We start from the raw sequence: 23845 nt of genomic DNA on the forward strand, positions 1-23845 counted from the left end.
ATCATGACTTCACCCAGGCTTTCCCGCCGCAACCTGCTGATCGGCTCCTTGGGAGTCGCGGCGACCGCCGCACTGGCGGCCTGCTCGGGAGGGAGCAGCCAAACGGGCCCCACCCCAGCCGTCACCCGGCCGTTCGGGGCGCCCGCGCCAATCCAGCCCTCGGCCGGCCAGCAGGTGGTCGAGAACAGCCTGGTGGCCCGGCAGACCACGGTGGACCTGGCCGGACAGCAGGTGTCGACGTGGGCCTACGGTGATGCGTTCCCGGGCCCGCTGCTCCGGGCCAACGCCGGCGATTTCCTCCGGATCACCCTGGACAACCAACTGCCGGCCGACACGTCGATCCACTGGCACGGGATCCGCCTGCGCAACGCCGCCGATGGCGTCCCCGGGGTGACCCAGGATCCGATCAGGGCCGGGGAGAAGTACGTCTACGAGTTCACCGCCCCGGACCCGGGCACCTACTTCTTCCACCCCCACACCGGTGTCCAACTCGATCGTGGGCTCTACGCCCCGCTGATCATCGACGACCCCCACGAGCCGGGCAACTACGACGCCGAATGGGTCATCGTGCTCGACGACTGGATCGACGGAACGGGGACAACCCCGGACGACGTACTGGCAAAGCTTATTGCTGACGGCGGCCCTACCGCCGGCGGGATGAGCGGCATGGGCCACGGGGGGATGAATCACGGCGCCATGGGGACCGCGCCGTGGGGCGACGCCGGGGACGTGACCTACCCACACTTCCTGATCAATGGCCGACCGCCCAAGGATCCTCAGGTCCTGACCGCCACTCCCTACCAGAAGGTTCGGCTCCGGTTCATCAATGCGGCCTCCGACACGATCTTCTCAGTGGCCCTGGGCGGGCACCGGATGACGATCACGCATGCCGATGGGCACGCCGTGAATCCCACCGAGGTCGGCGCCTTCTACATCGGCATGGGGGAACGGTACGACGCTATCGTGACCCTCGGCGACGGCGCCTTCCCGCTGGTGGCCCGGCCGTTCGGCAAGACGAGTGGCGGCCAGGCGATGGCAGTGGTTCGTACCGGGAGCGGCTCTGCACCCGACGCTGACGCCACTGCGACCGAGCTCGCCGGCAATGTGCTCATCGGGTCGCAACTGTCGCCGGCCGAGTCGGCCAAGCTCCCGAGCAGGGCTCCCGACGTGACGGTGGGTCTGTCCCTGGATGGATCGATGCAGCCCTATCAGTGGGGAATGAACGGTGCGGCCTACGGGGCCAACAAGCCGCTGACCGTGAAGCAGGGGCAGCGTATGCGGATAAACGTGCAGAACGCCACGATGATGACCCACCCGGTGCACCTGCATGGGCACACCTTCGCCCTCCCCTCGGGGCTGCGCAAGGACACCGTCCTGATGGCTCCGATGCAGTCGCTCGCCATCGACCTCGAGGCCGACAATCCCGGGGACTGGATGATCCACTGCCACAATATCTACCACGCCGAGGCAGGGATGATGATCGCCCTGAAGTACGCCTGATGACCGCCGTACGCCCAACACCGCGCCGGGTCCGGCACGTCCTTGGTGCAACTCTCACCGCACTGTCCCTGGTGGCCCTCACTGCCTGCGGATCCGGCCCCGCTCGATCCCCTTCCGCCGGCGCGTCGACCGCTGCGACGCAGGCAGCGGTCAGCACCCACATTCACGCAATCGCCCGTGATCCGCGCGGAGAGGTGCTGCTGGCCACCCACCAAGGCTTGTTCCGCGTGACCGACGGCGGTCTGCACCAGCAGGGACCGATCATCGACCTGATGGGCTTTGCCGTTGCCCCCGACGGGACGATGTATGCCTCGGGCCACCCGGGCAGCGGCGTCGACCTGCCGCAGCCGGTCGGGCTCATCAGTTCTGCCGACGGTGGGAACACCTGGCAGGTCCTCTCCCGCGGCGGCGAGTCCGACTTCCATGCCCTTACCGCCGGACCGACCGCAGTGACCGGATTCGACGGGGCCCTGCGCACCACCGTCGACCGAACGAACTGGACGACTCGGCAGATCCCTGCCCCACCGCGGGTGCTGACCGCAGCACCGGGGACGGGTCGGCTCCTGGCAACCACCCGAGCCGGGATGCTGGTCAGCGACGATGACGGTGCCACCTGGGCGTCGCTCACGCCACTGGAGCCCGCCCTGTTGGTCGACTGGGCCGACGACACCACGATCGTCGCGCTGACCACGTCCGGCCGTCTCATGACCAGTAACGATCGGGGCGTCACCTGGACCCTTCACCCCGGGCCCATGGGCGATGCGGAGTCTGCGGAGGCGATCCACGCCCACCGGAGCACCGACGGCCAGGTCGAGGTCATCGTCGCGTTCGCAGGCACCGTCCTGCGGACCAGCGACTATGGGGTCACCACTGCCGACCTCCTCCGGTAACCCGGAGCCGGCGCAAGGACGCGGTCGTTACCCTGGCGCGGATCTGACCAACGGGGTAAACTTCTGACCGTGCGGTCAACCCACTCGTTCACCCACCTCGCCCGGCGGGAGCAGATCATCTCGGCCACCATCCGGACGGTCGCCGAGCACGGCCTGCGGGACTCCTCGCTGGCCCGGATCGCCGAGCGGATCGAGGTGAGCAAGGGCAGCATCCTGTACCACTTCACCAGCCGCGACGACCTGGTCGCCGCGGCCCTGGAGCAGGTCTACGGACGCATCGCCGCCCACATGGGTGCCGCCCTGGCCGCCGCGACCTCGGCCCGCGATGCCATCAGCCGGTATGTGACCGCGCTGATCGGCTACCTGGACGAGCATCGCGAGGAAGTACGCCTGATGTTCGAGGCGTTCCTGGCCCAGTCGCAGAACGCCGATGACTCGGCCCGCCGCTGGCAGGTGCTGACCGATCTGCTCAGCGCCGCCGTCAGCGAGACCGGCAGCACGAAGGTGCCCGACCCCGAGGTGCTGGCGATTGCCCTCTCCGGCGCCATCGATTCCCTGGTCGGGCGCGCCCTGACCGATCCCACCTACGACCTGATCCGCGCCGGCGACGATCTCGCCGGCATGGTCGACCACCTGCTCAGCCCCTAGGAAGGTGTCATGCCCACCCCTTCAGCAAGCAGCTCACTCCCCCCGCCCACCCTGCCCCCGACCGTGCCCCCGAACGTCTCGCTCCCGAGCGACCCGCCCGCGGACCACCCGCCGGAGCCGGGCCCGGCCGACCTGCCCGGCAGCGAGCGCACCACCTTCGGGCTGCGCCCACCGAGGCATCGGGTCGATCCTCGCTGCCGAGGCTGGTGGGCAACCCAGATCATCGTCTTCTTCAGCGTGCCGATCCTGACCCTGGCCGTCGTGGGGCTGCTGATTGCCCCCGCCCGCTGGTGGCTGCTGGGGCCGGCCCTCGGCCTGCTGGTGATCGCGATTCCGCTCGTGCTGATCGTGCCGCCGGTGCGGTGGCGGGTCCATCGCTGGGAGGTGACCGATCAGGCCGTCTACAGCCGATCCGGCTTCTGGTGGAGGGAGTGGCGGGCCGCCCCCCTGTCCCGGGTCCAGACTGTCGATCTCGACCGCGGCCCGCTGCAGCGCCGGTTCGGCCTGGCCACGGTCTCGGTCACCACCGCCTCATCCCGGGGCGCGGTGCACATCAAGGCCCTCGACGCCGAGCAGGCCACCGACCTCGTCCACCGGCTCACCCACCTCACCGAGGCCGACGCGCAGGACGCGACATGACCGGCCCGACTACCCCCGACCCGACCCCCACCACCCCGACCGGCGACTGGCAACCGCTGGACCGGCGTACCGTCGCGGCGAGCACCCTGGCGATGGCCGGGATGGTGGCGATCCCCGCCATCCCCGTACTGATCGGCCTGCTGCTCGCCGGCACTTCCCCGGGCTGGAGCCTGTTCTGGACCCTCGGCAGCGTGCTGGTGCTTGCACTGGCCACGTTTGTCGGTGAGTCCATCCGGGTGCGCGTCACCAGCTACCGGCTCGACGCCGACCGGATCGAACGCCGACTGGATTTCATCGGCAGTACGCACACCTCGCTGGCGCGCGACCGCATCCGCAACGTCGAACTCGCCGCTGACGTGGTGCAGCGCCTGCTCGGCATCGTGGAGGTACGCCTGGCCACCGGTGACGGCGAGGGCGAGCGGTTCAAGCTCCAGGCCCTGGACCGGCGCACCGCCGAGGCCCTGCGTGTCGACCTGCTCGGTGATCGGGCCACGATGGCCTCCGGCGAACTCGCCCGCTTCCACCCGGGCTGGGTCCGGTTCGCGCCGCTGACCATCGCGACACCGCTGCTGGGCCTGGCGGCGTACGGGATCGTGTTGCAGGTGGCCGACTGGTTCTCCGCGGTCCCCACCGTGATCGGCTGGCTGCGCGACCGGCTCGGCGAGGTCCACCCGGCCCTGCTGGTGATCGGCGGGCTGGTGCTCGCCGTGCTGGTCGGAATGATCGCCACCGCGGCCGGCTTCATCGAGGGCTGGTGGCGCTATCGCCTGGAACGCCGCACCGACGGCAGCCTGGAACTGCACCGCGGTCTGCTGATGAATCGCACCACCCACTTCCAGGGCGAACGGGTCCGCGGGGTCCGCCTCCAGGAACCGCTGGGGCAACGCCTGGCCGGTGCCGCCCGGCTCGATGTGATCGCGGTCGGGGTCAAGGGCGACGCGGCCGCCGGTCCGGAGGAGGAGAAGCAGAGCCCCGCCCTGGTCCCCGCCTCCCCCCGCGAGGTCCCGGTCACCGTAGCCGAGGCGATCCTCGGCGTGCCGTGGCCGGACACCCTCACCGCCCATCCGCCCGGGGCCCGACGGCGCCGGCTGAACCGCGCCGGCTGGATCACCCTGGCCGGGCTGGTCGTCGGCGGCGTGGTCGCTCTGCTGTGGCCCGTGGTGTGGTGGATCGCCCCGCTCACCGCCGCCGTCGCGGCCGCGATTGCCTTCCCGCTGGCCCTGGACAACGCCCGGGGACTGGGCCACCGGATCGACCCCGACCGGATCTACCTGCGCCGCGGCGGCATGTTCCGCAGCACCGACGCCCTGTTCCGCGAGGGTCTGCTCGGCTGGAACCTGACCCAGAGCCCGTTCCAGCGCCGGCTCGGCCTGGCCTCGGTGATCGCCACCTCCGCCGGCGGGCCCGGCGCGTTCCGCCTCCCGGACGTGGACGCCGACCAGGCCCGAACGCTGATGGACACCGCCGGCCCGGTCTGGGACCACCTCCGGGTACCGGCTCACACCCCCACGGCCCGCATCGCATCCACCACATCGGTGACCCGTTCGGCGGGCTGACCACCGAGCAGCAGTTCCTCGGCCACCGCACCGTCGCGCAGAAAGACCACCCGGTGCGCCCGGGCCGCCACGGCGGCGTCATGGGTGACCACGACCAGCGTGGTGCCGTCGCGGTTGAACTCCACCAGCAGGTCCATCACCTCCCGGGCCGCGGAACTGTTCAGCGCCCCGGTCGGCTCGTCACCGTAGACAATCCGCGGATCGCGCTGCAGCGCGCGGCAGACCCCGGCCCGCTGGAGCTGCCCGCCGGACACCTCTCCCGGCATCCGGTCCCGCAGCTCGGCGATCCCGGCCCGGGCCATCAGGGCCTCCGCGTGCGCGGTCCGCTCGGCCGGCGTCCCGATGCGGTCCAGGGCGCCCGTCAGCACGATGTTGTCCAGCAGGGTCAGGTCCCGCAGCAGGGTCGGCTGCTGGAACACGAAGCCCATCAGCTCCCGGCGCCGATCGGCCAACTCGTCGGCCGACAGCCCGGTCAGCTCGATCCCGGCCAACCGCACCGAGCCGGCGTCGACCCGGTCCAGGCCGGCCAGGCAGTGCAGCAGGGTCGATTTGCCCGACCCGGACGGCCCCATCACCGCGACGAATTCGCCCTCGGCCACGGTCAGGTCGATCCCGTGCAGGATCTCGGTGTCCCCGTACGCCTTGCGGATCCCGGTGGCGACCAGGGCGGGGGCCGGCCCCGTCCGCTCGGCCGGCCCCGGCTGCTCCGTCCGCTCGGCAGTGCTGAGCTTGTCCATGTCAGGGCCTCATTCCTTCATCGTGGCGGTTATCGATTGGTCGGCGCCGGGCCGGGTGCTGGCGTACGCGGTTACCGCGACGGTCAGCAGCAGCACCGCCGGCGTGGCCAGCCAGGCCAGCAGGGGGTTGGCGATCAGGTCCAGCCGGGTCAGCCCGACACCGGACAGCAGCAGCCCGGCGAGCAGCCCGCCGACGGTGTTGGCCAGCACCGCGCCGAGCACCACCCCGACCAGCAGCAGCACGACGGTCCGGATCGCGTACTGCGCCCGGATCTGGCCGTCACGGAACCCGAGCGCCCGCAGCGTGGCCACCCGCGCACTGTCGGCGGTGAGCAGCAGCCGCAGGAACAGGGCGGTGATCAGGGCGGCGATCGCCAGCCCGACCAGCAGCGAGATCACCGACGCATCCCGCAGTACCTGGGCGGTCCCGCCCATCGTGGCCTGGACGTAGTCGTCGACCGAACTCACCCGCAGGTCTGGGTTCGCCGCGGCGTACGCCCCCACCACGGCGGCCGGATCGGCGCCCGGGACGACATCGGCGAGCAGGGTGCTCCACATCACCTGGGTGCTGGTGTGCGGGGCCACCATCTTGGCGGTGCGGCCGCCATTGGTGACATCGGAATAGATACCGACGACGGTGAGCGCCAGCGGCTGCCCGCCGCCGGGCGGGCGGACCACCACCGGGTCCCCGACCCGGGCCCCGAGTTGCTGGGCCTGCATCGTCGACAGCGCCAACTGGTCCGGGGCGCTCGGCTGCTGCCCGGTGGCGTAGCGGATCGGGAACATCGCCAGGTCCCCCGATTCGATCTTCAACCGCACGTCGGTGCCATCGGCGGCCGTCGCGGCGTAGTCCGCGGTGACCAGCAGGCTGTGTCGGGCCACCTGGGGATCGCCGGCCAGGGCCGCGTCGAGTTCCCCGGCCCGGCGCGGATCGGCGGTCTGCCGGATGTCGATGCGCAGGTCGCTGACCCCGGCTCCCATGTGGGTGATGAAACCGGGCGCGGTGACGGTGCTGTAGAGGTTCTGCGGCACGATCAGGATGAACGAGGCGAGGGTGAAGATCACCAGGGGCACCGCGTACATTCCGGGCCGGCGGCCCAGGTCCGCCAGGCCCAGCGAAAGATTCGCCCCCAGCCGGCCGCGGGAGACCGACAGCCAGCGCGGGGTACGCCGGACGCGGCCCGCGGCGGCGGTCCCGGACCGCAGCGCCTCGACCGGGGAGACCCGATCCAGGGCCCGCAGCGTACGCCGCACCGACAGCCCCACCACCGCCACGATGCCGGCGGCCAGGACCCAACCCACCAGCAGGGCCCACCCTCCGCGCCCGGAGGGCCCCATGAACAGGTCCACCCGGGCCAGCAGGCTGCGGCTGAGCAGGGGCGCCAGCGCGACGCCGAGCAGCGCACCCGCGACGGCCAGCGCCAGGTAGCGACCGGTGTAGAGCCGGCGCAGGTCGCGGCCGCGGACGCCGACCGCCTTCAGGACCCCGATCTGGCGCTGGTCCTGCTCGATCGTGGTGAGCAGGGTGAACCGGACGCACAGCAGCGCGATCGCGACCAGGAGCACGGTCACCAGGATCACGATGGCCGCGGTGATCCCCTCCGACAGTGAGTTGACCAGGGTGAACAGCGACCAGGTGATCGTGGGCCCGCCGGCCTCGAGACCGGCTTCGCGGTACTGGACCTCGAAGGTGCCGACCGCGGCCGGGTCGGTCAGCCGGAACTGGATCAGCTGCTCGATGGTGCCGGTCTCGGCCACCGTACGCTGCACCGCCGCCAGGTCGTCGGGGGCGACCAGGAGCCGCTTGGAGGAGGCGTAGGAGGAGTTCATCTGCGAGTCACGCAGGAATCCGGCGACCACGAGCCGGGTCTGCGCGGGTGTTCCCGCAGTGGCCCCGGGTCCGGTCACCGTGACCACGTTGCCGGTCGCCAGACCGAGTTCCTCGCGGTAGAACAGCGGCAGCCAGACCGTCCCCGGGGCCGGCTGGATGACCCGATCGTCGGTGTCCAGCAGGAAATCGAACTCCGCATTCTGGGTGACGAAGGAGTTGTCCTGCAACGAGTCGGCCAGGGTGGTGTCGACGCCGGGACCGCTGATCCGCACCGCGGCCCCGTCGACGGTGAGCATCGGCACCACCGCCCACTGGGCGACCAGCGGGTTCTGCTCGGCGAAGGCGGCCATCCGGTCCCGGTCGACGGGTCCGGTGTGCATCTGCAGGTAGTGCGGGGTCCGGGCCCGTTGCATCAGTGCCTCGGTGGCCCCGGTGGCCGAGACCACCAGCGCGGCGGCCGCGCCGGCCAGCATCGCCGCCAGGGCCACGAAAGCGACCAGGATCACCGCGCTCACGCCGCTGCGCCGCAACGCATTTCGGGTCAGCGTACGCAGTTCGCGCGCCCCAGGCATTCGTGCTCCCCCACTTCTTCGGCGAATTCTCTTTGGTGATTCCGCTTTCATTTCGACCCTATAAATGGTGGGCCCGCGCCCGGATCGGGAACTCCCCCAGCGACCCCCGAGTTCACCCCTCCGGGATCGGCGGCAGGGTGTCCGGGCTCCACCCGAGGCGGTCGGCAGCGCCGCGACCGGAGTGCCTGACAACGTCGCCACCCTCGTGGTAGCAAGGTCCAATGAGCACTTCTGCGCCCGGCACCGCACCCTTCGTCCACCCGATCGGCGAGCACACGCCCCAGATCGACGACACCGCCTTCCTGGCCCCCGGCACCTTCGTCACCGGCGACGTCCGGGTCGGCCCGGAGGCCTCGATCTGGTACGGCACCTCGGTTCGTGGTGACACGACCACCATCACCCTGGGCGCGCGCTCCAATGTCCAGGACAACTCCGCCCTGCACGCCGATCCCGGGGCGCCGCTGACGATCGGGGCGAATGTCACCATCGGTCACCGCGCGGTGGTCCACGGCTGCACGATCGAGGACGGCTGCCTGATCGGGATGGGCTCGGTGGTGATGAACCATGCCGTGATCGGTGCCGGGTCACTGGTGGCCGCCGGCGCAGTGGTGCTGGAGGGCACCGAGGTGCCGCCCGGCTCCCTGGTGGCCGGGATGCCGGCGAAGGTACGCCGCGCGCTGACCGACGAGGAGCAGGCCCGGCTGCTGCGCTCGGCCGACACCTACGTCGGGCTCGCCGACCGGCACCGGCAGTCCCTGGCGTGACCCGGAAACGCCTGATCGGGAGGCCGATTTCGGCCGGAATATCCGGGCGCTGATGGTACGCCGGCCTCCCCCGCCCCGCCAGACCCCTCGAGCGGCGAGTCGGCGTACCTTCGGTGAACGATCCGAAAAGTCTCGGAACCCGGCTCGGATTCCCGTCCAAAATCGGCGTGGACAGATGGTCGGGGGCCATCCGGTGTTCTAGCGTCGGTCCCAACGGACGGAGGGGAAGCCGTCCGGGACCGGAGGCACAACGATGCGTACCGCCAACGTCGGGGACATGTCCCCGAGGGCCCGTAGTGGGCCCGGGAGGTCGCCGGCCTAACACCTAGCCAGGTGGGGCCGGACGTGGCGGCGTGCGGCCTCGCGAAAAGGAATGCTCGTGTCCAACACCGACACCCGTTCGGGTCGCCGCACCTACGTGATCGATACCTCGGTCCTGCTCAGCGATCCTCACGCGCTGCGCCGATTCGCCGAGCACGACGTCGTTCTGCCGATCGTCGTGATCACCGAACTCGAAGGCAAGCGGCATCACCCCGAACTCGGCTACTTCGCCCGCACCGCGTTGCGTCACCTGGACGACCTGCGCGTCGAGCACGGCCGGTTGAACGAGCCGATCCCGGTCAATGACCAGGGCGGAACCCTGCACGTCGAGCTCAATCACAGCAATCCCGAGATATTGCCCCCGGGCTTCCGGCTGGGCGACAACGACTCCCGGATCCTGGCGGTCGCGCTGAACTACCGCGCCGAGGGCGCCGATGTCGTGCTGGTCTCCAAGGACCTGCCGATGCGGGTGAAGGCCTCCTCGGTGGCGCTGCCGGCCGAGGAGTACCGGGCCGACGGTGTGATCGAGACCGGCTACACGGGGATGACCGAGCTCCAGGTGGGTGCCGAGGAGATCGACCAGCTCTACGAGTCCGGCTTCCTGGAGAACGAGGCGATCCGCAACCTGCACTGCAACCAGGGGGTGGTGCTGCTGGGCGGCGGTTCCTCCGCGCTCGGCCGGGTCACCGCCGACAAGCAGGTACGCCTGGTCAAGAAGGATCAGGACGCCTTCGGGCTGCACGGCCGCTCGGCCGAACAGCGGATCGCGCTGGATCTGCTGCTGGATCCCGCGGTGGGCATCCTGTCGTTGGGCGGTCGGGCCGGGACCGGTAAGTCCGCGCTGGCCCTGTGCGCCGGCCTGGAGTCGGTGCTGGAGCGCCGGCAGCATTCCAAGGTGGTCGTCTTCCGCCCGATCTACGCCGTCGGTGGCCAGGAACTCGGGTACCTGCCCGGCAGCGAGGGCGAGAAGATGGCGCCCTGGGCCCAGGCGGTCTTCGACACCCTCGGGGCGGTCACCCACAAGAACGTGATCGACGAGGTGATGGATCGGGGCCTGCTGGAGGTCCTCCCGCTGACGCATATTCGCGGTCGCTCGTTGCACGATGCCTTCGTCATCGTCGATGAGGCGCAGTCGCTGGAGCGCGGGGTGCTGCTCACCGTGCTCAGCCGGATCGGGCAGAACTCGCGGGTGGTGTTGACACATGACATTGCCCAGCGCGATAATCTGCGGGTTGGTCGTCACGACGGCGTGGTCGCGGTGGTTGAGAAGCTCAAGGGGCATCCCCTGTTCGCGCACGTGACCCTGACTCGGTCCGAGCGCTCGCCGATCGCCGCGCTGGTTACCGAGTTGCTCGAGGACCAGGTCGGCTGACCCGCCCGAGCGTGCGCTACCGCGCACGCGGGCCCACAGGCGTGGGCGGGGAGGGGTGACAGACTGGTCCTCTTCCTCGCCCACATCAACTTTCTGGCCGGCAGCGCATTTTCTGGACGTCACCGGTGGACGCCGCTACGGGCCGCCCCGGATCGGTGCTCACTTGCCGAAGCGGCGCTCCCGCTGGGCGTACGAACGCAGCGCGCGCAGGAAATCGACCTTCCGGAAATCCGGCCACAGCGCCTCGCAGAAGTAGAACTCGCTGTGCGCGGACTGCCAGATCAGGAATCCCGACAGCCGCTGTTCCCCGGAGGTCCGGATCACCAGGTCCGGATCCGGCTGCCCGGCGGTGTAGAGGTGGGCGGCGATGTCCTCCATCTCCACGGTCTGCGCCAATTGTTCCAACGTGTTCCCCCGCGCTGCCTCGGCCGCGAGCAGGGAGCGTACGGCATCACGCAGTTCGTGCCGGCCGCCGTAGGCCACCGCGATGTTGACGTGCATCCCGTCCACCGACGCGGTCGAGTCGGCCGCCGCGCGCATCCGGGCGGCCAGGTCTGCCGGCAGCAGGTCGAGGTCGCCGACCAGTTTCACGCGCCAGCGCCGGGTCCGGGCCAGGTCGCTGACCATGGTCGCGATCACCTCCAGCAGCGGGGTCAGTTCCTCGGTGGTGCCGCGTTTGAAGTTGTCGGTGGACAGCACCCACAGCGTGACCACCTTGATCCCGAGTTCGTCGCACCAGCCGACGAAGTCCTCGAGTTTGCGGGCCCCGGCCCGATACCCCACCACCAGCGGTTTGCCGGGCGCGTTCTGCCGGGCCCAGCGCCGGTTTCCGTCGGCCATCACCGCAACGTGGGCGGGGCGCTGCATCCCGGACAGTTCGGCGGTCAGGCGTTGCTCGTAGGTGGAGTACAGCAGCCCGGAGGGGTGCAACCGGTCCAGGGCCTCGGCTTTGGTGAGGTTCTTCAGCCATGCCCTGAGCCGAGTGAGTCGAGCCTGTCGCGCCATGGGCGTCAGCCTACTGATTCTGTGCCCGGCGCGGGTCGCGCCGGTCGATCGGGTCGGTGTGGGCCGGCGTTGGTGTCGGTGCCCTCCCGGGAGTACCGTTCTTACGTGCCCGTAGGTTACTAATTCGTAGGAGCAGTCGTGACCGAATCCTCCAGCACCCTCGATGCCTCCGGCACGGACAGCTCCGCTGCCGCGGCGACGCTCGCGCCGGCGCCCGCCCGCGAACCCAAACCACTGCTGCGCGGCTGGTTCCATGCGATCTGGGCCCCGGTGACCCTGATCGCCGGCCTGTGGCTGACCGTCACCGCGCCCGACCTGACCGGCCGGATCGGCGCCGCGGTCTGGCTGCTGGGCTCGGTGATGCTGTTCGGGACCAGCGCGGTCTACCACCGCGGGAATTGGAGCCCGCGGGCCACTGCCCTGCTGCGCCGCTGGGACCACTCCAACATCTTCGTCTTCATCGCGGCCACGTATACGCCGCTGGCCCTGCAACTCACCACGGGCAACTCCCGGGTGCTGCTGCTGACGGTGATCTGGGTCACCGCGCTGCTCGGGCTGGCGTTCCGGATCCTGTGGCTGGGCGCACCCCGCTGGTTGTACACGATCCTGTACCTGGCGATGGGCTGGACCGCGCTGGGCTGGCTCGGCGAATTCTGGCACAACGGCGGGCCGGTGGTGGTGGGTCTGGTGCTCGCCGGTGGCGTGATCTACTCCGCCGGGGCGATCGCGTACGCGCTGAAGAAGCCGAACCCGATCCCCTCGGTATTCGGCTTCCACGAGGTGTTCCACGCCTGCACGGTGCTGGCGTCGGCCTGCCATTTCGCGGCGATCACGATCGCCACGTTCGCCTGACCCTGGTCGCCCGGCCAGACCTATCACGGGTCAGACCTCGTCGAGGGTCACCGGGCAGTTCGGTCGTCGGCGGCTCAGCCGACGTCGTAGTAGGAACCCTTCAGGTAGTCGTTCACGGCGGTCTCGGGGACCCGGAAACTGCGCCCGAACCGGACGGCCTCCAGATCGCCACCGTGAATCAACCGGTAGACCGACATCTTCGAAACCCGCATGATCGCCGCCACCTCGGCGACGGTCAGGAACTTCACCCCGGCCAGGTTGTCCCCGAGGTGGGCAACCTTGTCCGCGCCCTTGTTCTCGGGCTTGTCCTCGGAAGCGCTCATCAGACACTCATTTCTGCACGCGCCAAACCATCGGCTTCCCCTCCGATGTGTTGCGCGTGTCGAGTGTGACAGTAGTGGCTCGAGGGTGTACGGAGCAACCGCCGGCGGCGATCCCGGGGCAGGATCAGAAGTCCGGATCGAGGCCCAACTCGGGGAAAACGGCGCGGCGGGTGGCGATGATCGCCTGGTCCAACCGGCTGCTGGGGTTGTATCCCCAGGCCACCGATTCGAAGCCGACACCGCGGCCGTCGCCCATGGTCAGCGGCGCCTCCGGCCCCAGCTGATCCCGCCAGGCCTGCGGGGTCGGGGTATCCACCGGAATCGGATGTCCGGCCACGATCGCCAGCAGATGGGCCCACGCGCGCGGCACCACCGAGTCGGTGCTGTAGCCGCCGCCTCCGGTGGCGATCCAACGCCCCCCGGCGTACCGGTCGGCCAGGTCGGCGACCATCAGGTACGACTCGCGCTGCCCGTCCACACTGAGCTGCAGATCGGCCAGCGGGTCCAACCGGTGGGAGTCACACCCGTGCTGGGACACGATGATCTCCGGACCGAACGCGGCGATCACGTCGGGCACGATCGCGTCGAAGGCGCGCAGCCATTCCGCGTCGGTGGTGTGCGGCGGCAGCGCCACGTTCACCGCGCTGCCGCGCGCGTCCTTGGCGCCGGTCTCCGAGGCGTACCCGGTGCCCGGGAACAGGTGGATCGGCGACTCGTGCAGGCTGATGGTGAGCACGTTCGGGTCGTGGTAGAAGATCTCCTGGACGCCGTCGCCATGGTGGGCGTCCACGTCGAGGTACACGATGCGCCCGGCCCCCTCCCGCTGCAGCCAGCGGATCGCGACCGCGATGTCGTTGTAGACACAGAACCCCGAGGTGGCCGCGGGCATCGCATGGTGCAGCCCGCCGGAGATGTTCGCCACGCGCTTGGTCTGCCCGGTCCACACCTGCCGCGCGGCCGCGACGGTGGCGGTGACCACCTGGGAGGCGACGTGATGCATGCCGTGGAAGATCGGGTTGTCCTCGGTGCCCAGCCCGTAGCGGGGATTGGGCAGTTCGGCCTTCACCGCTTCGATGTAGTCGTCGGTGTGCACCAGGCGGACCAGGTCGTCGTCGGCCGGCGGCGGCGGGATCACGTCGAGCTGGTCCATCACGCCGAGTTCCCGGGCCAACTCGATGGCCCATTTGACCCGGTTCGGCCCCATCGGGTGCCCCGCCCCGAAGTCGTAGTGGGTCAGCTCATCGGCATGAATGACCTGTCCTCGCCCCTGGGTCATCTCCGGGCCCCTCTCCGGTACGCTCCCCGCCGTCGGTGGCGGTTGGCCCTACGGTACCTGCTGCAATGCCGCCCGGATGCGGCTTATGACCACTTCCACCAGCAGCGGATCGGGGGCCCGGTCGGGCCGGCACAGCGGGTCCAGCACGGTGGCCGGAACCGCGTCCAACCGGGAGTGGAGATAGCCGGGGGCGAGCAGGTAGGGCAGCACGATCGCGCCCTCCCCCGCCTCGGCGACGGCCTGCCCGGGGGTCGGCTGCGCCGCGGAGAGGTACGCCGGGCGGACCGGCCGACCCAGCCGCTCGGCCAGGGCGACGGCGGTCTGGTCGCAATCGGCGATCGCCCGGGGATCGGAGGATCCGGCACAGGCCAGTACCACCGGTCCGGGCCCGGCGGCGGTGACCCGGGCGGCGAGCACCTCCACCATGCGGGCATCGGGGCCGAGCGCGGCGGCCAGCCGCGCCCCGGGACGATTCCGGGTCGCGGCCACCAGGTCGGTGTAGAGGTGATAGCCGGCCGACAGCAGCAGCGGCACCACGACGCACTCCCCCGCGTCCTGCCGCAGGGCGTCGCCGATCGCAGGCTGCTGCACGTCGACGAAGGCCTCGCGGAGCTCGTCGCCCGGCAGCGCGGCCGCAACGGCCTCGACCAGGCCGGTGATCGCCGTCCGGGCCGCCGCCGATCGGGTGCCGTGGGAGACCGCGTGGATCAGCATCGGCCCCGCCGGATCAGCATCGCCACCGTGGGAACCGGCCGGTCAGCCGAGCGCGCGGGACTTCTCGTACGAAGCCTCGATCGCATCGCTGAACGCGGCCCGCAGGCTGTGCGCTTCCAGCATCCGCAGCGCTGCGGCGGTGGTGCCGCCGGGCGAGGTGACCCGCTCCCGCAGCACGGTCGCCGAATCGGCCGACTCGGTCAGCATGGTGGCCGCGCCGAGGATGGTCTGGTTGGTCAGCGTGGTCGCCACGTCCCGGGCCAGCCCCAGCTGCACCCCGGCCTCGATCATCGCCTCGGCCACCAGGAAGATGTACGCCGGTCCCGACCCGGAGACCGCGGTGACGGCATCCTGCTGGGATTCGGGCACCACGACGACCGCGCCGGTGCCGGCCAGCAGCTCCCGGACCCGGTCCAGGTGCGCCGGCTGGGCGTGACTGCCCGCCGACGCCGCCGCCATCCCCTGGCCGTACATCGCCGGGGTGTTCGGCATCACCCGGACCACCGGGGTGTCCCCCGGCAGCGCCGCCTCGATCGTGGCGGTGGTCAGCCCCGCGACGAAGCTGATCAGCAGCGTGCCCGGCCGCAGGTGCGGCCCGATCTCGGCGAGGACGCCGGCAGCGTCCTTCGGCTTGACCACCAGCGCGAGCTCGTCGGCGGCCTGGGCCGCGGTGACGCTGTCGACCACCTGGACGCCGTAGCGCTCGGCGAGTTCGGCGGCCCGCTCGGCCCGGTGCTCGACGACTCGGACGGAGTCGCCGGCGACACCGCCGCGCAGCACTCCGGCGAGGATGCCCTCGCCCATCGCCCCGGCCCCGATCAGCGCGAAGGTCATGCTCAGGCCTTCGCGAGCTGCTGGGCGACGACCTCGGCGAGCTGGACCGCGTTCAGCGCGGCACCCTTGCGCAGGTTGTCGTTGGAGACGAAGAAGATCAGCCCCTTGCCGTCGGGCACCGACTGGTCCACCCGCATCCGGCCGACGTAGGACGGGTCGGCGCCGGCGGCATCCCGCGGGGTCGGCACATCCATCAGTTCCACCCCGGGCGCCTGCTTGAGCACCTCGATGGCCTCCTCCGGAGTGATCGCCCGATCGAACTCGGCGTGCACGGCCAGCGAGTGCCCGGTGAACACCGGCACCCGGACGCAGGTTCCGGCGACCGGCAGGTCCGGCAGGTGCAGGATCTTGCGCGACTCGTTGCGCAGCTTCTGCTCCTCGTCGGTCTCCCCGGAGCCGTCATCGACCAGCGCGCCGGCCAGCGCCAGCACGTTGAACGCGATCGGCTTCACGTAAGGGGCCGGATCGGCGACCTCGTCGATGCGACCGTCTCGGGCCAGGCCCTCCAGATCCGGGGTTTCCCGGGCCATGTTCGCGAACGCGGTCACCGCTGCCGCGCCCGAGCCGGAGACGGCCTGGTAGGTGGCGACCTTCAGTCGGCTCAGCCCCGCAGCCTGATCCAGCGGCTTGAGCACCGGCATGATCGCCATCGTGGTGCAGTTCGGGTTGGCGATAATCCCCTTGGGCGGGTTGACGGTGTCCTCGGGGTTGACCTCGGAGACCACCAGCGGCACCTCGGGATCCATCCGCCAACCGGAGGAGTTGTCGATCACGATCGCACCCGCGGCCGCGACCTTGGGGGCGTACTCCTTCGACATGGTCTTGCCGGCGGAGAACAGCGCGATGTCGATGCCGGAGAAGTCGGCGGTCGCGGTGTCCTCGACCACGACCTGCTTGTCGCCGAACGCCAGGGTCTTGCCGGCCGACCGGGCCGAGGCGAAGAACCGGATGTCGTCCACCGGGAACTTCCGCTCCAGCAGGAGGTCACGCATGACATTTCCCACCTGGCCGGTAGCCCCGAACACTCCAACACGCATCTGCTTTGCTCCTTGCTTGACGAGTTGCCTGCTCAAGGTTACGCGTTGGCGCCCGGAATTCTCTTGTCAATAGCTGCGCTCCCTACGATGGGCGGTGTGACCCCAGCCAAGACCGGCGCGTCCGGCACTGTCGACAAGCCTGTCAATCTCACCAAGTACGCCTGGCTCTCGATCGCCGTGGCGATCGCCACCATCACCCTGAAGGCCGGCGCCTGGAGCATCACCGGCTCGGTCGGTCTGTTGTCCGACGCCGCCGAATCGGTGGTGAACCTGGTCGCGGCGGTGGTCGCCCTGGTCGCCCTGCAGGCCGCCGCGAAGCCGGCCTCGCTGAAGTACCACTTCGGCCGCACCAAGGCGGAGTACTTCTCCGCCCTGGTGGAGGGGATGATGATCTTCGTCGCCGCCGCGGTGATCCTGGTCTCCTCGGTGGAGCGCTTCCTGCACCCGCAGCCGGTGGAGAACGGCCTGCTCGGCCTGGCGATCTCGACGATCGCCTCGATCCTGAACGGCGCCACCGGCCTGCTGCTGATCCGGGTCGGCAAGCAGCACAACTCGATCACCCTGCGCGCCGACGGCAAGCACCTGCTGACCGATGTGGTCACCTCGGCCGCCGTCCTTGTGGGCGTGGGCCTGGTCCTGCTCACCGGCTGGGACCGGCTGGACCCGATCGTGGCCTTCCTGGCCGGGCTGAACATCATCTGGACCGGCACCAAGCTGATCCGGGAATCGGTCGAGGGCCTGCTGGACAAGACACTGAGCCGCGCGGACAACAAAGCCATCCTGGACATCCTCGACGCCCACACCACCGAGGAGGTCAACTTCCACGGCCTGCGCACCCGGGAATCGGGCCACCTGCAGTTCTCCAGCGTGCACGTGCTGGTCCCGGGCCACTGGACTGTCCAGCGCGGCCACGACCTGGTCGAATCGGTGGAACGCGAACTCATCGCGGCGCTGCCCCGGCTGCAGGTGGTCACCCACCTGGAGCCGATCGAGGACCCCAGCGCCTATGAGGAGTACGACGCCGACCTGATGGAGTTGCGCGCCGACGGGATCAGCCCCGCCACCCCGCCCGGTACGCCGGGTCCCGCCGACGCCTGACCCGACCGCGCCCGACCCCGGCGGGCACCGCAGGCGCCCTCACAGCCAGGAGACCGAGCCGGCCAGCAGGGCGGACCCGACGAACGCGACGATGTCGATCAGGGTATGGGCCACCACCAGCGGGCCGACCCGCTTCCAGCGCAACCAGATCAGCCCGAACGCCAGGCCCATCACGACGTTGCCGAAGAAAGCCCCGACGCCCTGATAGAGGTGGTAGGAGCCGCGCACCAGGGCGCTGGTGAACAGGACCGCCACGGTGGACCAGCCCAGTTGGCGCAGCCGGATGAACAGGTAGCCGACCACGAGCACCTCTTCGACGATCCCGTTCATCGCTGCGTTGAGCACATAGACCGGAATCGTCCACCAGTTCTCGGCCAGGTTGGCCGGTTGCACCTGGGTGTTGAAGCCGAGGTCCCGGGCGGCGAGATAGAACAGCAGGCCGGGGACTCCGATCCCGGCGGCGATCACGAACCCCCAGCCGAGGTCGAAACGGCGCCGGGTCAGGTCGAAGCCCATCGCCCAGCCGCCGGTCCGCCCCCGGCGCAGGTCCCACACCCGCGGCCCGACGTACACCGCCAACAGATAGAACGCCAGGGCTACCGGCACCAGCGGGAGCAGGTTCCCGGCCAGTTGGTACGCCAGGTCCAGCCAGGGCCGGTCGGGGGTCTGCGAGGTGTTGAGGGTGGTGGTCTGCTCGTTGAGCGGAGTCCCCTGGGTGGCTTTGTCGATCAGCGACAGGATCGCGTACACCGCGGATCGGCCCAGCGAGACCCCGAGGACGAGGACGACCTCGACGCCGAGCAGCCACCGGGGCCGCTGCTCGACGGTCTCATTCAGTTGATCGACGGTCTCATTCACCTGCGGCGGCGACCTGATCGCTGGGCAGCCCGGCGGCCAGATTGGCCCGGGTGAACTCCAGCGCCTCGCGCAGCAACAGTTCCTTGGCAGCGCGGCTGTTGCCCCGGGTGCTCACCTCGAGCACCACATGTCCGCCGAATCCGCTCGCGGCGGCGTACTGCAGGAGCTGATCGGCCTGCTGGTCGCCGTGACCGGGCAGCAGATGCTCGTCCTTGAACGAGCCGCGGCCGTCGGTGAGGTGGATGTGTTGCAGCTTCGAGCCCCACGCCTGCGCCAGTTCCAGCGAACTCTGCTGGGCGGTGGAGGCATGGGACAGGTCCAGGCACAGGTGGTCGTAGTCGAGTTCGCTGGGATCCCAGCCCGGGGAGTACGCCTTGAACTCGTTCGAGCGGCGCGGCACCCGCCACGGGTACATGTTCTCCACGCAGAAGGTGATTCCGGTGGTCTCGTTCAGTTCCCGGATCCCGTCGACGAACGCCCCGGCGTAGGTGCCCTGCCAGCGAAACGGCGGATGCACCACGACCGTGCGTGCCCCCAGCTCGTGGGCGGCCTCGGCCGAACGCCGCAGCTTGTCCCAGGGGTCGGAGCCCCAGACCCGCTGCATCACCAGCAGCACCGGGGCATGCACGGCGAGCACCGGCATCCCGTGATCGGCCGACAACTGCTTGACCACGTCGATCTTGGCCGAGGTGGAATCCAGCCCCACCATCAGTTCGACCCCGTCGTAGCCCACTTTTGCGGCCACCTCGAAGCCGACCGCGGTCGGCTCGGGGAACACCGAGGTGGTGCTCAGCGCAATCTTGGGCAGAGGGGGGTCCGGGACGGTCTGCTCGCTGTTCACCGTTCCAGCCTAACGGGCGGGCAGCCCCTTGGCAGTATGCCGCGGGACGATCCGGCGTTCCTTGGGGGATCCGTCGGGGAAGTAGTCCAGGTGGTCCAGGTAGTTCACGATGATGCCCTCGCGCAACGCCCACGGACACAGTTCCAGGTTGTCGATCCCGGCCAGGTCCATCGCGGCCTTGGCCACCACGGCCCCGGCCAGGATCTGCGGCGCCCGGCCCTCGGAGACCCCGGGCAGGGACGAGCGCTCGCTGACCTTCATCTCTTTCATCTGCAGCGCGGCGGCACCGAGCTTGTCCTTGTTCAGCACGCGGTTGACGAACTGACCTTCGGCATTGGGGGCGGTTCCGGTGATCCGGCCCAGGGTCCGGAAGGTCTTCGAGGTACCGACCGCCTTGTCGAAGGGGCCGCGCCGCAGCACGTCCCCGATCACCGCCCCGATCTCGGCCCGCACGTAGCGACGCATCTCGCTGACGTTGTCGGAGCCGAAGCGGCGGGTCATTCGGCCGGCCCCGACCGGCACCGACAGGGCGATCTCGGGTTCCTCGTCCCGGCCGACCGCGATCTCCAGGGAGCCGCCGCCGATGTCGAACACGGCCAGGGTGCCGGCCGACCAGCCGTACCAGCGCCGGGCCGCCAGGAAGGTCGCTCGGGCCTCCTCGGTCCCCGACAGCACCCGCAGTTCCACCCCGGTCTCGGTCTTGCAGCGCGCGATGATCTCATCGCAATTGGTCGCCTCCCGCAGCGCGGAGGTGACGAAGGGCAGCACCGAGGAACAGCCGGTGTCCTCGGCGAACTGCCGGCAGGAGGCGATCATCCGGATCAGACTGTCGGCGCCCTCCCGACTCATCGATCCGTCGTCGGTGATGTGTTCGGCCAATCGCAGTTCGGCTTTGTGCGAGGCGGCAGGAATCGGCGCTCCACCGACCCGCGCATCGACAACGAGCAGATGGACGGTATTGGAACCGACATCGAGGACACCCAGACGCATGAGCGGAAATCTAACGCGGGTGGCGCACTCAGAAGTCCCGTGTCCAGCCGGTCATTTCATTGATCGCGATCGCGGTGTCCTCGGCATCACGGCGGGCGGCCGGCACGAAGCTCACCTCGAGGCCGGTGGCGTGGGCGATGTCATAGGAGTGGGCGACCAGCTCGAAGGTTCGGGTGTGCAGGTACGCCGACAGGGGGATGCCGCCGAACCGGGTCGGCAGCACCGGATCGCCCTTGGCCGCCAGCACGGCGTCCCGGGCCGCGGCCTGGGTGTGCTGCACGGTGGCGTACGGATCGGGTCCCAGTTCCACCCCGGCACTGACCCCGCGCTGATAGATCGACTCGTCACTGTCGGGCTGGTTCCGGGTGATCAGGTAGTAGCGGGCGGCGCTGGTCAACTCCGCCGGCCCGGCCGACTTCCCGGACTCGGCCAGGTACTCCACCACGGTGACCAGGGCCCGGTTGGTGTGGCCGACCAGTTCGCGCAGGGTCCAGCGGTCCAGGCCCGGACCGTCCCAGTTCCCGTCGATACGGTGCACCAGGTCCACGAAGGTGCCGCCGGCGGACAGGAAGGCTGCTTTGGGATTCATCGGTCTCCGATCGAGCGAGGGTGGGACCAGCGTACTGATCACCCCGGACCGCGATGCGGCCGGCAGGAGGCCCCCTGCCGGCCGCCGATCCGCCCTCAGGCCGGACCCCGCTCAGCGATCAGTCCGGGGCCGATGTGGGGTGGCGACATAGGCCGCTGGCGTGAAGTGGCTGATCTCGTCAGCGAACCGGTAGGCCAGGTCGGGCCAGATCAGGGTGAGCTTGCCGCTGCCCGGATCCAGGTACCAGCTGTTGCATCCGCCTTCGGTCCACACTGTCCCTTGTCCGCGCCGGTCGACCCCGTCGACAAATTCGGCCTCGGCATCGGCGCGCACTTCAAGAACCGCGCAGTCGTTGGCCCGGACCCAATCCAGTGCCTCCATCACATTCTGCACCTGGGCCTCGATGGTGTAGACCGCCGACGTGTGCCCGGTCGCCGCACTCGGTGCCGACAGCAGGAACATGTTCGGGAAGGAGGACACCGTGATCGTCTGGTAGGCCTCCATCCCGGTTGCCCAATGATCGGCCAACAGGACACCCTCGCGACCGCGGATGATGTTGGCAAACGGCGGTCGGGCCGCAGCGAAGCCCGTGGCCATCACGATCACATCCACCTCATAGGCATTGCCCGAGGCGCCGATGACGGTGTTCCCCTCGATCCGCGCCAGCGCCGAGGTCTCCAGACTGACGTGGTCGCGCCCGAACGTCGCGTAATAGTCGTCGGAGTAGAGCAGCCGCTTACAGCCGATCTCGTAGTCCGGGGTCAGCGCCGCCCGCAGCGCCTGATCGGGCACCTCGGCCTCGCGGAAGGAGTCCACCGCGGCCTTGACCTGAGCCACCGACTGGGGCAGCCGTCGGCGCTCCCCGAACGTGGACTCGGTGAACCAGAACATCGCCGAACGCAGGCCCTGCCGACTCTCGGGAACGCGGGCGAACATCCGCCGTTCGGCAGGGGTATAGGCGCGATTGCGTCGCGGCAGGACGTGTGCGGCCGAGCGTTGGAACACCACCAGTTCCGCGGCCACCTCGGCCAATTCTGGAACGAGTTGGATCGCGGTGGCACCGGTGCCGATGATCGCAACCCGCTTACCGGTCAGCGGCAGGTCATGGTCCCAGGCCGCAGAGTGGAAGAGCTCTCCCCCGAAGGTCTCCATCCCCGGGATCTCCGGGACCTTGCTGTCGGACAGCAGACCCATTGCGGGTACAAAGAATCGCCCGCGGAAGGTGCCCTTGTTCGTGGTGACCAGCCAGGTGGCCGACACCTCGTCCCAGGCCGCGTCGAGCACTGTCGTCCCGAAGCGCACCTGCGGCAGCACGCCCTCCTCCCGGGCCGCAGTCTGCAGATACTCGTAGATCTCGTGACCGGGCGAGCGAACCATCGACCAGTCGGGATTGGGTCGGAAAGAGTACGAGTACAGGTGCGAGGGCACGTCGCAATAGACCCCCGGGTACGTGTTGTCGCGCCAGGTGCCGCCCACATCGTCGGCACGTTCCAGCACCAGATACGACTGGTTCTGATCGCGCTCAAGTTGCATGGCCAGGCCGAGCCCCGCAAAGCCGGAGCCGACGATGATGACGTCAGCCTCCTCGACAGGGTCTGCGGTGAACGGACGGTCGGCGTGTCGGGTGAAAGTGGTGCTCATGTCAGTTACTCCGGAGGCTCAGGGACGATGGGCGGGAATGACCGACCCCGCGGGATATTGGTCGGGCCGTGCGGTGAAGTGCTCGATCAGCCTCAGCGCCTCGGCGGGACGTTCAATGAAGATGGCGTGGCCGGAATCGACCTCGGTGAAGCGGGCATTCTCGATGGCGCCGAAGAGTTGCAGGCTCTGGCGTACCGGCGCCATGCGGTCGTGTCGACAACCGATCACGAGAGTCTGCGCGGTGATGGCCTCGACCCGGTCACTGATATCGACGCGCTCGTTGAGTTCGAACTGCCGTACCACGGTCTCGTCGAAGCGTCCCATCTGCATCATCTCTTCCAGCAACTCCATGGGCTGGGCCGCCAGGAACTCCCCACTGAGGAAGTTGCCGAACAGATGGACCGCCAGCTTCGGCGACCGGGAGCCGAGCAGTTCCCACAGCACAGAGTTGAACAGCACCTGCTCGTTGTCGGTCCGCAGCCAACCGGCGACGAGCACGAGCTGACGTACCGTCGCGGGCCGGGCCGCGGCGACGGCAGCGGCCACCACGGCACCCAGGGAGTAGCCGACCACGGTCACCGGCCGGCTCGGCAGGACTTCATCGATCACCGCCTCGACCTGCTGCTGCAGGAGCTCGACGGACAGGTCACGATCGACCGGCACGCACAGGTCCACCGAGATGACCCGGCGTCGGGCCCCGAGCAGGGGGAAGAGGAAGCCGAAGTGCTCGGCCGTGCTGCCGGCCGATCCGTGCACCAGCACAATCGGGTCGGTGTCCGGCGCCTCAGTGCCGGAGTCGTAATACGCAACGGTCAGATCACCGAGTGTCACAGTGCCTGCCGGAACCAGCTGAACAGTCTCCATTGATTGTCCTTTGGGGATTGGAAGCAAATACATCACGATGTGTATGTATTCATCATGATATATAGGCTATAGGCCATAGTGTTTCGATGCAAG

The 23845-nt window shown here is 69.5% G+C and carries 23 protein-coding genes; 9 read left to right on the plus strand and 14 right to left on the minus strand.

Annotated elements, in window-relative coordinates:
- The first annotated feature begins 3 nt into the window (after positions 1-3).
- The 5 genes from G531_RS0105815 to G531_RS20760 all read left to right on the plus strand — a co-directional run bounded on the left by G531_RS0105815 (position 4) and on the right by G531_RS20760 (position 5233).
- A complete protein-coding gene (locus G531_RS0105815) occupies positions 4-1500 on the plus strand; it encodes a multicopper oxidase family protein (RefSeq protein WP_026926524.1) in 1497 nt (498 codons plus the stop codon).
- Positions 1500-2390 (plus strand): F510_1955 family glycosylhydrolase, encoded by an 891-nt coding sequence (locus G531_RS0105820; RefSeq protein WP_026926525.1) that lies wholly within the window; start codon positions 1500-1502, stop codon positions 2388-2390. The genes G531_RS0105815 and G531_RS0105820 overlap by 1 nt, the downstream gene beginning before the upstream one ends.
- Before the next feature lie 69 nt (positions 2391-2459).
- Positions 2460-3038 (plus strand): TetR/AcrR family transcriptional regulator, encoded by a 579-nt coding sequence (locus G531_RS20755; RefSeq protein ID WP_035757794.1) that lies wholly within the window; start codon positions 2460-2462, stop codon positions 3036-3038.
- A 9-nt stretch (positions 3039-3047) separates the two neighbouring features.
- Positions 3048-3677, plus strand: a complete 630-nt coding sequence (locus G531_RS0105830; protein ID WP_081683865.1) for a PH domain-containing protein — start codon at positions 3048-3050, stop codon at positions 3675-3677.
- Positions 3674-5233, plus strand: a complete 1560-nt coding sequence (locus tag G531_RS20760; protein ID WP_081683866.1) for a PH domain-containing protein — start codon at positions 3674-3676, stop codon at positions 5231-5233. The genes G531_RS0105830 and G531_RS20760 overlap by 4 nt, the downstream gene beginning before the upstream one ends.
- Here G531_RS20760 and G531_RS0105840 read toward each other — a convergent pair.
- Together G531_RS0105840 and G531_RS20765 are read right to left on the minus strand one after the other, a co-directional pair.
- Positions 5176-5970: an ABC transporter ATP-binding protein gene (locus tag G531_RS0105840; protein ID WP_081683867.1), complete on the minus strand. Its 795-nt coding sequence runs from the start codon at positions 5968-5970 to the stop codon at positions 5176-5178. The genes G531_RS20760 and G531_RS0105840 overlap by 58 nt on opposite strands.
- 9 nt (positions 5971-5979) lie before the next feature.
- Positions 5980-8373, minus strand: coding sequence for an FtsX-like permease family protein (locus G531_RS20765; RefSeq protein ID WP_145978597.1), 2394 nt, complete (start codon positions 8371-8373; stop codon positions 5980-5982).
- A gap of 221 nt (positions 8374-8594) precedes the next feature.
- On the opposite strand from G531_RS20765, the gene G531_RS0105850 reads away from it, so the two are divergent.
- Positions 8595-9137, plus strand: a complete 543-nt coding sequence (locus G531_RS0105850) for a gamma carbonic anhydrase family protein (RefSeq protein ID WP_035757796.1) — start codon at positions 8595-8597, stop codon at positions 9135-9137.
- A gap of 379 nt (positions 9138-9516) precedes the next feature.
- The gene (gene phoH2 / locus G531_RS0105855) at positions 9517-10830 is read left to right on the plus strand and encodes an RNA 5'-3' helicase PhoH2 (protein ID WP_245630429.1); all 1314 of its coding nucleotides are present in this window, start codon (positions 9517-9519) and stop codon (positions 10828-10830) included.
- A gap of 159 nt (positions 10831-10989) precedes the next feature.
- On the opposite strand, the gene G531_RS0105860 is transcribed toward phoH2, so the two are convergent.
- On the minus strand, positions 10990-11835 hold the full coding sequence (locus G531_RS0105860) for an isoprenyl transferase (protein WP_051215118.1): 846 nt from the start codon (positions 11833-11835) through the stop codon (positions 10990-10992).
- 237 nt (positions 11836-12072) lie between these two features.
- Here G531_RS0105860 and trhA point away from each other — a divergent pair, with 237 nt between their 5' ends.
- Complete coding sequence (trhA, locus tag G531_RS20770) at positions 12073-12687, plus strand: PAQR family membrane homeostasis protein TrhA (protein WP_211221781.1); 615 nt, start codon at positions 12073-12075, stop codon at positions 12685-12687.
- 74 nt (positions 12688-12761) lie between these two features.
- On the opposite strand, the gene G531_RS0105870 is transcribed toward trhA, so the two are convergent.
- The 5 genes from G531_RS0105870 to G531_RS0105890 all read right to left on the minus strand — a co-directional run bounded on the left by G531_RS0105870 (position 12762) and on the right by G531_RS0105890 (position 16871).
- The gene (locus tag G531_RS0105870) at positions 12762-13010 is read right to left on the minus strand and encodes a helix-turn-helix domain-containing protein (RefSeq protein ID WP_051215119.1); all 249 of its coding nucleotides are present in this window, start codon (positions 13008-13010) and stop codon (positions 12762-12764) included.
- Positions 13011-13134: 124 nt separating this feature from the next.
- Entirely contained in the window at positions 13135-14286 is a 1152-nt protein-coding gene (locus G531_RS0105875) for an acetoin utilization protein AcuC (RefSeq protein ID WP_026926532.1), read from the minus strand.
- Positions 14287-14334: 48 nt separating this feature from the next.
- On the minus strand, positions 14335-15000 hold the full coding sequence (locus G531_RS0105880; protein ID WP_035757797.1) for a sirohydrochlorin chelatase: 666 nt from the start codon (positions 14998-15000) through the stop codon (positions 14335-14337).
- Between the two features lie 42 nt (positions 15001-15042).
- Complete coding sequence (gene proC / locus G531_RS0105885) at positions 15043-15834, minus strand: pyrroline-5-carboxylate reductase (RefSeq protein ID WP_035757800.1); 792 nt, start codon at positions 15832-15834, stop codon at positions 15043-15045.
- A gap of 2 nt (positions 15835-15836) precedes the next feature.
- Positions 15837-16871, minus strand: a complete 1035-nt coding sequence (locus G531_RS0105890; RefSeq protein ID WP_026926535.1) for an aspartate-semialdehyde dehydrogenase — start codon at positions 16869-16871, stop codon at positions 15837-15839.
- 96 nt (positions 16872-16967) lie between these two features.
- Here G531_RS0105890 and G531_RS20775 point away from each other — a divergent pair, with 96 nt between their 5' ends.
- Positions 16968-17969 (plus strand): cation diffusion facilitator family transporter, encoded by a 1002-nt coding sequence (locus G531_RS20775; protein ID WP_245630428.1) that lies wholly within the window; start codon positions 16968-16970, stop codon positions 17967-17969.
- 39 nt (positions 17970-18008) lie between these two features.
- Here G531_RS20775 and G531_RS0105900 read toward each other — a convergent pair whose 3' ends face one another.
- The 6 genes from G531_RS0105900 to G531_RS0105925 form a co-directional block, all read right to left on the minus strand.
- Positions 18009-18827 carry a CPBP family intramembrane glutamic endopeptidase gene (locus tag G531_RS0105900; RefSeq protein ID WP_245630427.1) on the minus strand — a complete coding sequence of 273 codons (819 nt, stop codon included), beginning with the start codon at positions 18825-18827 and terminating at the stop codon, positions 18009-18011.
- Positions 18820-19668, minus strand: coding sequence for a sugar phosphate isomerase/epimerase family protein (locus G531_RS0105905; RefSeq protein WP_035757803.1), 849 nt, complete (start codon positions 19666-19668; stop codon positions 18820-18822). Before G531_RS0105905 ends, G531_RS0105900 begins: the two co-directional genes overlap by 8 nt.
- A gap of 9 nt (positions 19669-19677) precedes the next feature.
- Positions 19678-20658 carry a Ppx/GppA family phosphatase gene (locus tag G531_RS20780; protein ID WP_081683870.1) on the minus strand — a complete coding sequence of 327 codons (981 nt, stop codon included), beginning with the start codon at positions 20656-20658 and terminating at the stop codon, positions 19678-19680.
- A 28-nt stretch (positions 20659-20686) separates the two neighbouring features.
- The gene (locus G531_RS20785; RefSeq protein WP_051215120.1) at positions 20687-21247 is read right to left on the minus strand and encodes a maleylpyruvate isomerase N-terminal domain-containing protein; all 561 of its coding nucleotides are present in this window, start codon (positions 21245-21247) and stop codon (positions 20687-20689) included.
- A gap of 111 nt (positions 21248-21358) precedes the next feature.
- On the minus strand, positions 21359-22888 hold the full coding sequence (locus G531_RS20790; RefSeq protein WP_051215121.1) for a flavin-containing monooxygenase: 1530 nt from the start codon (positions 22886-22888) through the stop codon (positions 21359-21361).
- Positions 22889-22906: 18 nt separating this feature from the next.
- Entirely contained in the window at positions 22907-23752 is an 846-nt protein-coding gene (locus G531_RS0105925) for an alpha/beta fold hydrolase (RefSeq protein WP_026926538.1), read from the minus strand.
- Between the last annotated feature and the right edge of the window lie 93 nt (positions 23753-23845).

This window comes from Granulicoccus phenolivorans DSM 17626 = NBRC 107789 = JCM 15570 (assembly GCF_000423085.1).
Taxonomy (GTDB): domain Bacteria; phylum Actinomycetota; class Actinomycetes; order Propionibacteriales; family Propionibacteriaceae; genus Granulicoccus; species Granulicoccus phenolivorans.